The sequence below is a fragment of the Winogradskyella sp. genome (assembly GCF_016744625.1).
Taxonomy (GTDB): Bacteria; Bacteroidota; Bacteroidia; order Flavobacteriales; family Flavobacteriaceae; genus Winogradskyella.
Genome location: NZ_JADGDZ010000113.1, coordinates 1 through 9,747 on the forward strand (window position 1 = coordinate 1; position 9,747 = coordinate 9,747).

A 9,747-nucleotide genomic window follows, 5' to 3' on the forward strand; every position below is an offset into this window, starting at 1 on the left:
GTCACATGCCGTTCGCTATTAATCATTCAGTTAAATGATAAAGCTTTTAACATGCTCGTTTCATAATTTTGAGATTTTGTTATTTATTTGTGTCTCTGTTCTACCTACGAGAAAATGAAAGAGACGGTTTTATATTTTTTTCAAAAAAATTGAAATCCCACATTTTTTAAGAGATAAAAAGTATCTTTATACTATAATTATAAGTCTATGAATCCATCAGCTAGTGGCTGGATAAAAAAATTACTAATCGAAGTTTCTGAAACGATGTATTCGCAAATAGAAACTTCTGAGTTTTACAATAAATTAAAGCACGCAGGATTCATCTACGGAAGCAATATTACAGTTGTACTCGATATTGTAAAACCCTTTGATTTTACTGAAGAAGAACGCTGTAAAATCAACCTACTCCTCACCTATTATTTTATTTATAAAAAAGAACAACCAGATGAAGATTTTATAGATAATCTTATTAGGTATAATAAATCTATAAGTAATCAGAAACGTTCATTTTTCGAAGAATTATTTGGCGATAAAAAGCCGGATAGTTTGTTAGAAAAGATGATTCATAAACGCATACATATTGATGATAATTTTATTTCAAAAAGTTTTAATTATTTTTTAATTAATGCCCTTTTGTTTGTTGATGTATTAGGTTACCAACGTTTTTTGAAGAATGAAGATGGAATTGAAAACTATGTAAATACTCTTGAATCTGCACTAGAAACGATTGTATTCTCAGTCATAGATGCTAAATCTAAAAAAACAGAATACGACCAAAATCTTATTAAGTTATTTGAAGGTTCTATTCGTCATAAAAATTCAGAATTGCCTTCTTATGATGATGCTGTTGCTTTTATCAATGAACCTCTAGAGAAGTTATACGTTATAGATTTAGTATGTATGGCATCTTGGACAGATATGGTTATTGATAAAGAAGAACGTGAATTCTTAAACCGTTTAAAAATAGATTTGTCATTAAACAATGAAGATATCGCTAAATCCATGGATGGTATCAATATATTTTATGATGAGCACAAAGACGATGTCGCCTTTTTAAGTTCTAAAAACTTAGCTCAAAGTTTTTATGACAACAGTAGTAAGGTTGTTTCTAAACTCATTAAAAGAAATAGCAAGCGACTCATCAAAGAACTATCGGAAAGTAAAGAAGCCATGACGCTTTTGGCACAATCTACACAGCGTAATCTTTCTGATGATGAGCAAAAGAAAATTCAAACGCAATTATTAGATATTTTTAAATCCATTCCGAGCTTGGCTATCTTTATGTTGCCTGGAGGTATGCTCTTATTACCTTTGTTTGTTAAGTTTATTCCTAAGTTATTGCCTTCGGCTTTTGATGAAAATAGAATTGAAGATAAAGATTAGGTTGTAACATATTCTGCTAAGTCGTTACTAATAAGTAATTAAACTCATCTAGCTATGATAACTAATTACTACACTCTTCTTAAAATTGAGGATTCTGCTGATCTTTATACGATTAAGAAAGCATTCAGAAAAGAAATAGCAATTTATCATCCTGATAACAACAAGTCATCAGATGCAAGAGCTCAATTTGAATTACTTGTCGAAGCTTTTGATGTATTATCAGATTCTGAAAAGCGAAGTGCTTATGATAAACTACTGAAATCGCAAGCTACAAATAAACCAGTAGTCATGGAACAGAAAGAACAGTACAAAGAATGGCAAGAAGAAGCCAAAACGAAAGCTAAAAAATATTATGATTTTGATTTAGAAGAACTCTTACTATTAGACCTCTTTATATTGAATGGAGATATTTTAGATGGACTACTTTCTGGTACAGGCGATTTGCTAGACGGATTAACAGAAGGGTTAGGTGATGTATTTGATTTATTCTAACCAGTTTTTAAAATCCTTAACGCGCTCTCTAGCAACAATAATTTCTTGCTCATTATAACGATTCAATTTTATCTTTAATCTCGAATTCGTATAACTTACCATATCTTTAATAGCATTGATATTCACATAATACTTTCTGCTAATTCTAAAGAACACATGAGGTTCAAGTTCACCTTCTAGTTGATCTAAGGTAGAATCCAACAAATAATTTCTACCTTCGCTTGTAAAGGCATATGTCCCTTTGTTTTCACTATAAATACACTCAATATCCTCAATATTTATTAGCTTTAGATGTTGACCAACTTTTACTGAAAAGCGTTTCTTGTATTCACGCTCAATTGGGTTAACTAATAATTTTTTAATATCATTAAAATCTAAAGTAACAGATTGTTTTTCTGGTGTTCGCTCTTTATATTTTTCTACAGCAACTTTTAAATCGTCCTCATCAATTGGTTTTAATAAATAATCGATACTATTAAGCTTAAAAGCTTGCAATGCATACTCATCATAAGCTGTAGTAAAGATTACTGCAGAATTAATATCAATAGCTTCAAAAATTTCGAAAGACAAACCATCACTTAATTGAATATCTAAAAATATTAAATCTGGATGCTCGTTATTTGAAAACCATTCTATGGACTCTTCAACAGAATGTAACATAGTTTCTGCATCTACATCTAAAGATTTTAGCATACGTTGCAAACGTCTTGCTGATGGTTTTTCGTCTTCTATTATGATTACATTCATTATTTATGATTATGCTTTTTAATTATAAATTTATTCCCACATCTTGGTTTCCGACTCTTTATCTTCATCCAAAAATTTTTCCATTTTTTTATCTTCCCAACTCTTTTTAAATATAATTCTACCCTTAAAAACAGTCCAAGCATGTATAACGATAATAACAGTCCATAACACTAATGTTGACGTATTTAATGCATTGATATTATTAGTATACTCTCCTTCTTCAATAATATAAAAGTTATATGATATAAGTGCTACTCCAATGATGTAAAATACCAAATGCAAATAGAACATCTTAATTCGCTTAACTTTCTTCTCAGCATTTAAAAATAGCTGCTTTTCATCTTTATTAATTTTCATAACACTATTTTTTCACCTGTTTACCTCTTTTCCATATAGTTTTAGAGTTATTAAGGTCTTTAATGTTTTTAGTTGGGTCTCCTTCTACTAGTATTAAATCTGCAGAAAAACCGACTTTAATAAATCCTGTTCTTTTGAGACCAAATGCTGTAGTAATATTACTAGTTGCAGCTTTTAAGACTTCAATCGTTGGCATACCAGATTTGCCAATAAGTTCTAATTCTTTGTATAAATCAGTTCCATAATTAATACCTGCATTAGGCGGATCTGTACCAGCAAGAATTGGAATTCCAACTTCATACATTTTTTTAACTTCAGATAGTAATTGCTCTTTATACAAGAATTGCTCACTTTCAGATCCCATACTTTTAAAAACTTTAAATGTTGTCAGTAAGGTTGGAATCACAAAAAATGATTTTGATTCTGAGAGTTCTTTCAATTTACTAGGCTCTAGCTCTTTGTCCCACCAAATATGAACTAAACCATCTGCATCATTTAATATAACATCAACAGCGTCATCTAGACGGCTTATGTGTACTACTGCAATTTTTTCTGCTTTATGTGCTTCTTTAATCAATTCCGCAACCGTTTCAGAATCTAAAGTTGCTTTCCAAGGTTCTAGAATAATCTTAATATGATCTACGTCAGCTTTAACTCTATCAGCAATAAATTGTTTAGCTTCCTCGGGTTTCGTCAACGTTGGAACAGGGAAACCAAATTGAGTTCCATGACCTTCTGGTACAGTTGCTGCATAACCAGCGACATAATAATTAGCATAGTTGGTGGAATCTTTTAATTGTCGCATAGCAGATTGATAGGTTTCCACACCATGCATATCCATAACATTTAGCACACCAGCTTTAGCAGCTTCCTTAAGGGATTCTGCAGCCCAAGCATGTACATGCGCATTTGATAATGCAGGCATTAAAGTTTTGTCTTTACCTTCAATAATTAAAGTTTTACTAGAAGCTTTAATATGCTTCGAAACTTCAACAATAACACCATTTTCAACTTTTACAGAAGTAGATTCAATGATAACTTCACCATCAAAAACTTTTACGTCTTTAACTATAAAACTGTTTTGAGCATTACCCATAAAAGCTGTAGCTATGAGTACTATAATTAACCGAATTTTAAACATAATTTCTTTATTGATTAGTTACCTATATTAATCTCAATCCCAACGTTTACGCTCTTTATCCATAAATTCTTCGATTTTTTTGTTTTCCCAATTTTTTCCAAAGAAAAAATTTGGGCCAAAAACACCTAGGAAATGAAAGACTAATCCTATTCCCCAAAATGTAGCAGTAGCATAAGGCCCAAAGCCTGAAAAACCAGCATTAACTCCTATTAGTATGATTAAAAATAAATTAACAACTACATAAACTGCCAAATGCCAATAAAAACCAATAATTGATTCTACCTTTTTCTTTGCTCTTAAATAAGCTTCTTCTTTTCTAAAACTTGCTGAATTTTTATGTTCATCGTAAGGTTCTATATCAAATTTTTCCATTTTATTAATGTTTTAATCGTTATCTAATTCATCGTTCATATACTTTTCTATTTTACGTTCTTCCCAATCGTCACCCAAAATTAATGGAAGACCAAATACGGAAAACGCATGTATTACAATTGCAACTCCCCAAAGCAACCATGAGGCTAACGTTGAAAAGTCAAATAAAGCTTCCTTAAAGGTTTCCCCATTATTGGTATTGTTCATTATTTTAACAGCAGAAATAACTGTATTAATTACAAAATAAACTGTTAAGTGCGTATAAAAACGCTTTAACTTTTCTACTTTATTTCTAGCCCTTATAAATTTTTTATCTGATTCTTGAGTTTTCATGATGTTATAAATTATTTCCAACGATTATTTTCATCTTCTTTACGCATATATTCTTCAATTTTTCGCTTTTCCCAACTGGCACCAAAAGCACCATTATCTACAAAGACGCGATAAGCTTGAATTGCTAAACCTAATCCCCAACCAAACATTGGAAACCAAAACCATTGTATAGTATGTCTTGAAAAGGTGTACCATATAAATATTAAAAAGGGTATAACAAAGACATAGGATATTAAACTATAGTAAAAGCCCTTTAATTCTTCTACACGGTTGTGTGCTTTAACATAATCGTCGTTTAGACGCTCTTGTGATTTTTGTGTTGTTCTCATGATTGATACTTGTTTTGTGAGCATAGGAATTGCAACTGCAAAATCCTTATCTCGTTGATTGATGTGTACTTTTCTATTTGAAAGCAGATTATAACGTTGTTTTATATTTTCTAAACCAACTCCACTACTCTTCTTTACTATTTGTTTTGGTTGAAGATTGTTCATCACTACTAAGTGATCTCCATCTTCGTATATCTTAATATGTAATGGCTTACTCGATGTTACCATATTATGTTTTACGGCATTTTCTAAAAGCAATTGTAATGAAAGTGGTACCACTTTACTTTCTGGATTAGAAGCCTTGTCTGGTATTTCGAAAATGATGCTGTCCTCAAAACGCATTTTTAAAAGCGACATATAGGTTCTGGCAAAGTTCAACTCTTCATCTACAGTCACTAATTCTTTACTTTTCTGTTCTAAAACATAGCGATATACTTTAGATAATGAGGTTGTAAACCGTTGAGCATTATCTGGATTTTCTTCAATTAAGCTTGATAGTACATTTAAACTATTAAACAGAAAATGCGGATCTAACTGATTCTTTAAAGCATCGAACTTTGCACTAGCTGTACCAGCAATTACTTTTTGCTCTTTTATCTTATTTTTCTGATACTTATTGTAAAAAAAGATAACATGAAATATAGAGATTATAGTTAAGGTAATCCACAAGCCAAAAGAATAATTACTCCAAGATTCTCTATCAATAAACGCTTTAATATCTACGTCATAGATAACAGTTGATATAAAAAGTCTTAGACAAAATATGCCAATTAACGATATTATTACTGCTCCAATAATTCCAGAAACTATTCTTTTTAAGGTATCTCCAGTTTTCCATTTGCGTTTTTCCATATAATCAAAAAACATCATGTTAGAATACCCTAAAACAAAAGCATATAATTGATAAAAGCCAAAGTCTATTAAAAACTCATTTACATTTTTAAAATTAAAACCACTAGAAAGTAAATTTCCAATAACAAAAACTATAGCTCCAATAATAATGGTAAGAATGATCTTTTTAATTGACTTTGACATAATACGTTTCGTTATTTATTCTTTACAAGATTCAGATACCTGCTTAGCACGCTCTTTTCCCCAATTTGGATGAAAATCACTCTCTGGTTTAAAGGTATCAAAAAGTTCAATTGATGCCTCAATTTCTTTACAATAAGGTGCAGTGTCTTGTCCAAAGTATTTTGCACTTCCCATAGACCAATCAGCTTTACAAAATACTGCTCTTGGGTTTGTTGGTGACACTTCTATTGCTTTAGTATATAACTCCGTGATTTTTGCACCATACTTCATACCATAAGTCATACCATCAAAAGCAACCCAGTTTGTTAAAACTTGTGCTTGCATTACTATTAATTCTACATTGTCTTCGCTTTTTGTCATCGCCAAATCAATATGCTCTTGTGCTTTGTCTAACTGTGCTTTTAAAACCGTTTCGTCTTTTTCGCTCCAACTTTTTAAGCTATTAATTTGTGCGATATAATAGTTTGGTAACCATTCTTCTGATTCTGCTTTTGCGATACGCTCAAACATATTTTCAGCCTCGTCAGTTTTATCTGCTTGCCAAAGCTCAAAGGCTTTATTCATTCCTTTTTCAAAGTTAGTTTGCGCTTGTGTAATTCCTGTGATTACTAATAAAGCGATGATGATTAAATTCTTACTCATAGTATGTCTATTTAGTTTTTGGTACTGGTGAATCTTCGATTTCATGTGTTAGTATTATTAATTGATATTTATAGTGTAATTGTTATTTTTTTATTTGCTTTTAGTTGAAATTTTGCATCTTCCCATTTTGGTGGTCCCATAAAACCTTTAGCATTATTAGAGCAACCATAATCTTCTTTCGGAATACCAAAGAAGTTAGTATCTAGTTTCTCATTATTGTTTTCATCATGAAAGATTGAAACCGCATATGTACCTTCTGGAACATTTTTAAAAGTAATAGTACACATATTATTCACTATATCACTTTTTGTGCCTTTATAAGAGGTTTCTAAAAAGTTAGTTTCAGAATTATAAAGCGCTAATAACATTTTACCATCATTACTATCAGTTTCTTCAACTGTAATTGTAATGTTATACTTTTCTTGTGCTTCTGATTGATAGCTAACAAAACTTAAAATTACAGCAATTACTATTTTTATTAATACGTTCATGGCTTATGTTTTAATTTGATACAAATATCTAACACAACTTAAGATTCTTAAAACTAGACTTACCCAATTGTAATTTTTTAATGACGAATTGTCATTTTTTAAAAATTCCTTCAAAAAAACAGTAACTTACTGTTGTATTTCTATACATATACTACATAACCATAATATAAAAATCCAACTAAAAATGAAATCAAAGATTCACGAACTCTTTCAGAACAATAGAAATCTGGTGAGTAAAAATCGCATTCTTATTGTTGCATTAACGTTAATTTCTACATTAGCGTTTTCGCAAACTGACAAACGTTTAAAAGGTATTGAAAAACAATTTAATTCTGTATTAGAAAGTACAAAAGCGGCTGGTTTTGCAGTTGCCATTGTAGAAGGAGATAAAATCATTTACGCTAAAGGTTTTGGTTATAGTGATTATGAAAATAAAGTACCTGCAAATGCAAATACACTTTTTGCGATTGGTTCTTCAACCAAAGCATTTACCTCAGCACTTTTAGGTTTATTGCGCGAAGATGAAAAACTATCATTTAATGATAGTCCTAGAAAATACATTCCAAAATTAGAATTTTACAATGATGAGATGAATAGCCAAATCATTATTAAAGATTTAATGCGTCATAGCACAGGCTTACCAAGACATGATGGTGCTTGGTACTTTTTCCCTAGTCATAATAAAGATAGTATGGTCGCCAAGTTAAAATACCACGAACCTTTTACAGGTGTGCGTCAAAAATGGTATTACAATAATTTTGGGTTTTTAACGCAAGGTGTTATTACTGAAAAAATCACAGGAAAAACATGGGAAGAAAATATTGAAGATGAATTTTTTAAGCCTTTAGGTATGAATCGTTCTAAAACGATGATTGAAGGTATGAAATCGAGTTCTAATGCCGCTTTTGGTTACACCTTAGATGCAGATAGAAATATTGAAAAAACAGATTACTACGATATTGCAGGTATGTCTCCAGCAGGAAGCATAAACAGTAGCGTTAATGATATGAGTAAGTGGTTAATTACATGGATTAATAATGGGAAATATAAGAATGAACAAATTATACCTGAAGCGTATGTAAAAGAAGCCATGAGTTCTCAAATGGTAGTTGCAGGTGCCACACCAAATAAAGAATTACCAAATGTGCATTTTGCAAATTATGGTTATGGTTGGTTTTTACATTCTTATAAAGGTCACTATTTGGTAGAACATGGTGGAAATATTGATGGCTTTTCTGCTAGTGTAGGTTTTTACCCTTCAGATAGTTTAGGAATTGTAGTATTAGCTAATCAAAATGGTTCTGCTGTACCAAGACTAATTAGAAATATAGCCGCTGACCACATGCTTAAAGTTAAAAAAACTGAATGGGCAAAAAAGCACAAAGAAGATACTGAAAAAGCACTTAAAGCTCAAAAAGAAGTTAAAGAAGACTCAGAACTTTCTAATGTAAAAAACACAAGACCATCACATACGAGATTAGAGTACACAGGATCTTATCTCCATGAAGGTTATGGGGAATTTAATGTCTTTGTGAAGAATGACTCTCTGTTTTCTGAGCTCAATGGAGATAAACAATATTTAAACCATTTTCATTACGACACTTTTGAGTTTTTAGATGTTAAAGACGGAAAGGTAGATACTACAGCAATAGGAAGGTCCTTAAAAATAACTTTTAGTGCCTACGAATCTGGTGATATAGATTATGGTCGTGTTACTGCAGAGCCAACTGTAGATGCTATAGCTTTTAAACGCACTCCAAACACTATAGATGTAGATGCAAAAACACTAGAGCAATATGTTGGCAAGTACAATTTAGCTGGCACAGAAATTAAAGCTTATATCAAAGATGAGAATGTGCTCTATGTATTTGTCCCTGGACAACCAGAATATGCGCTTATCCCAACCTCAGAACATAAATTTAATTTTAAAACATTAGAAGGTTTTAAAATAGAGTTTATAGAAACTGATAGTAAAATTAATGAGGTTAAGTTTATACAACCTAATGGTACTTTTGTAGCGAAGCGGAAAAGTGAAGATTAATATCATCTAAATAAATATTCCTCATATCCAGAATATATTAATGGATATGAAGAACTCTATTATAATAACAAATTGTAGTGTATTTGAGAAATGAAAGACAAACAATATAGTTTTGATAAATTATTTAAAGTGTTACATAACTCTTATTTGAAAGGATATAATACAATTTAAATAAGTACACATAACCTATAATAATGAATTGTATATAGTTACTAAAAACACTAAGCTTATATATACTAACGTTAGCAATAATTGAAAAATGAAGTTTGAAGAAATAATAACTGACAGATTAATTTTGAGAAAGTTTACTCAAGAAAGTTTTGATGCTATTTATTCTTATATGTCTCAAGATGAGCAATTAAATATTCTTGGTTTAAATTCGAT

At 30.7% G+C, this 9,747-nt stretch carries 11 protein-coding genes; 3 read left to right on the forward strand and 8 right to left on the reverse strand.

The genetic code is table 11. From position 1 onward, the window contains the following. Nucleotides 1-207 precede the first annotated feature (207 nt). Both QZZ53_RS15685 and QZZ53_RS15690 read left to right on the forward strand, forming a co-directional pair. Entirely contained in the window at nucleotides 208-1,383 is a 1,176-nt protein-coding gene (locus QZZ53_RS15685) for an LETM1-related biofilm-associated protein (RefSeq protein ID WP_296386423.1), read from the forward strand. 54 nt (nucleotides 1,384-1,437) lie between these two features. Next, complete coding sequence (locus QZZ53_RS15690) at nucleotides 1,438-1,875, forward strand: DnaJ domain-containing protein (protein WP_296386425.1); 438 nt, start codon at nucleotides 1,438-1,440, stop codon at nucleotides 1,873-1,875. Here the strand turns inward: QZZ53_RS15690 and QZZ53_RS15695 are convergent. From QZZ53_RS15695 to QZZ53_RS15730, 8 genes are all read right to left on the reverse strand, one after another. Then, the gene (locus QZZ53_RS15695) at nucleotides 1,867-2,622 is read right to left on the reverse strand and encodes a LytTR family DNA-binding domain-containing protein (protein ID WP_296386426.1); all 756 of its coding nucleotides are present in this window, start codon (nucleotides 2,620-2,622) and stop codon (nucleotides 1,867-1,869) included. The genes QZZ53_RS15690 and QZZ53_RS15695 overlap by 9 nt on opposite strands. A 30-nt stretch (nucleotides 2,623-2,652) precedes the next feature. Then, nucleotides 2,653-2,979: a 2TM domain-containing protein gene (locus QZZ53_RS15700; protein WP_296386428.1), complete on the reverse strand. Its 327-nt coding sequence runs from the start codon at nucleotides 2,977-2,979 to the stop codon at nucleotides 2,653-2,655. A 4-nt stretch (nucleotides 2,980-2,983) separates the two neighbouring features. Then, nucleotides 2,984-4,120, reverse strand: a complete 1,137-nt coding sequence (locus tag QZZ53_RS15705) for an amidohydrolase family protein (protein WP_296386430.1) — start codon at nucleotides 4,118-4,120, stop codon at nucleotides 2,984-2,986. 33 nt (nucleotides 4,121-4,153) lie between these two features. Beyond that, entirely contained in the window at nucleotides 4,154-4,492 is a 339-nt protein-coding gene (locus tag QZZ53_RS15710; RefSeq protein ID WP_296386432.1) for a 2TM domain-containing protein, read from the reverse strand. Between the two features lie 12 nt (nucleotides 4,493-4,504). Beyond that, nucleotides 4,505-4,825 (reverse strand): 2TM domain-containing protein, encoded by a 321-nt coding sequence (locus QZZ53_RS15715; RefSeq protein ID WP_296386435.1) that lies wholly within the window; start codon nucleotides 4,823-4,825, stop codon nucleotides 4,505-4,507. Nucleotides 4,826-4,836: 11 nt separating this feature from the next. Next, the gene (locus QZZ53_RS15720) at nucleotides 4,837-6,189 is read right to left on the reverse strand and encodes a histidine kinase (protein ID WP_296386436.1); all 1,353 of its coding nucleotides are present in this window, start codon (nucleotides 6,187-6,189) and stop codon (nucleotides 4,837-4,839) included. 15 nt (nucleotides 6,190-6,204) lie between these two features. After that, the gene (locus tag QZZ53_RS15725) at nucleotides 6,205-6,831 is read right to left on the reverse strand and encodes a hypothetical protein (RefSeq protein WP_296386438.1); all 627 of its coding nucleotides are present in this window, start codon (nucleotides 6,829-6,831) and stop codon (nucleotides 6,205-6,207) included. A 68-nt stretch (nucleotides 6,832-6,899) separates the two neighbouring features. Continuing rightward, nucleotides 6,900-7,322 carry a DUF2141 domain-containing protein gene (locus QZZ53_RS15730; RefSeq protein WP_296386440.1) on the reverse strand — a complete coding sequence of 141 codons (423 nt, stop codon included), beginning with the start codon at nucleotides 7,320-7,322 and terminating at the stop codon, nucleotides 6,900-6,902. 184 nt (nucleotides 7,323-7,506) lie between these two features. On the opposite strand from QZZ53_RS15730, the gene QZZ53_RS15735 reads away from it, so the two are divergent. Continuing rightward, a complete protein-coding gene (locus QZZ53_RS15735; RefSeq protein WP_296386442.1) occupies nucleotides 7,507-9,363 on the forward strand; it encodes a serine hydrolase in 1,857 nt (618 codons plus the stop codon). The last annotated feature ends 384 nt before the right edge of the window (nucleotides 9,364-9,747 follow it).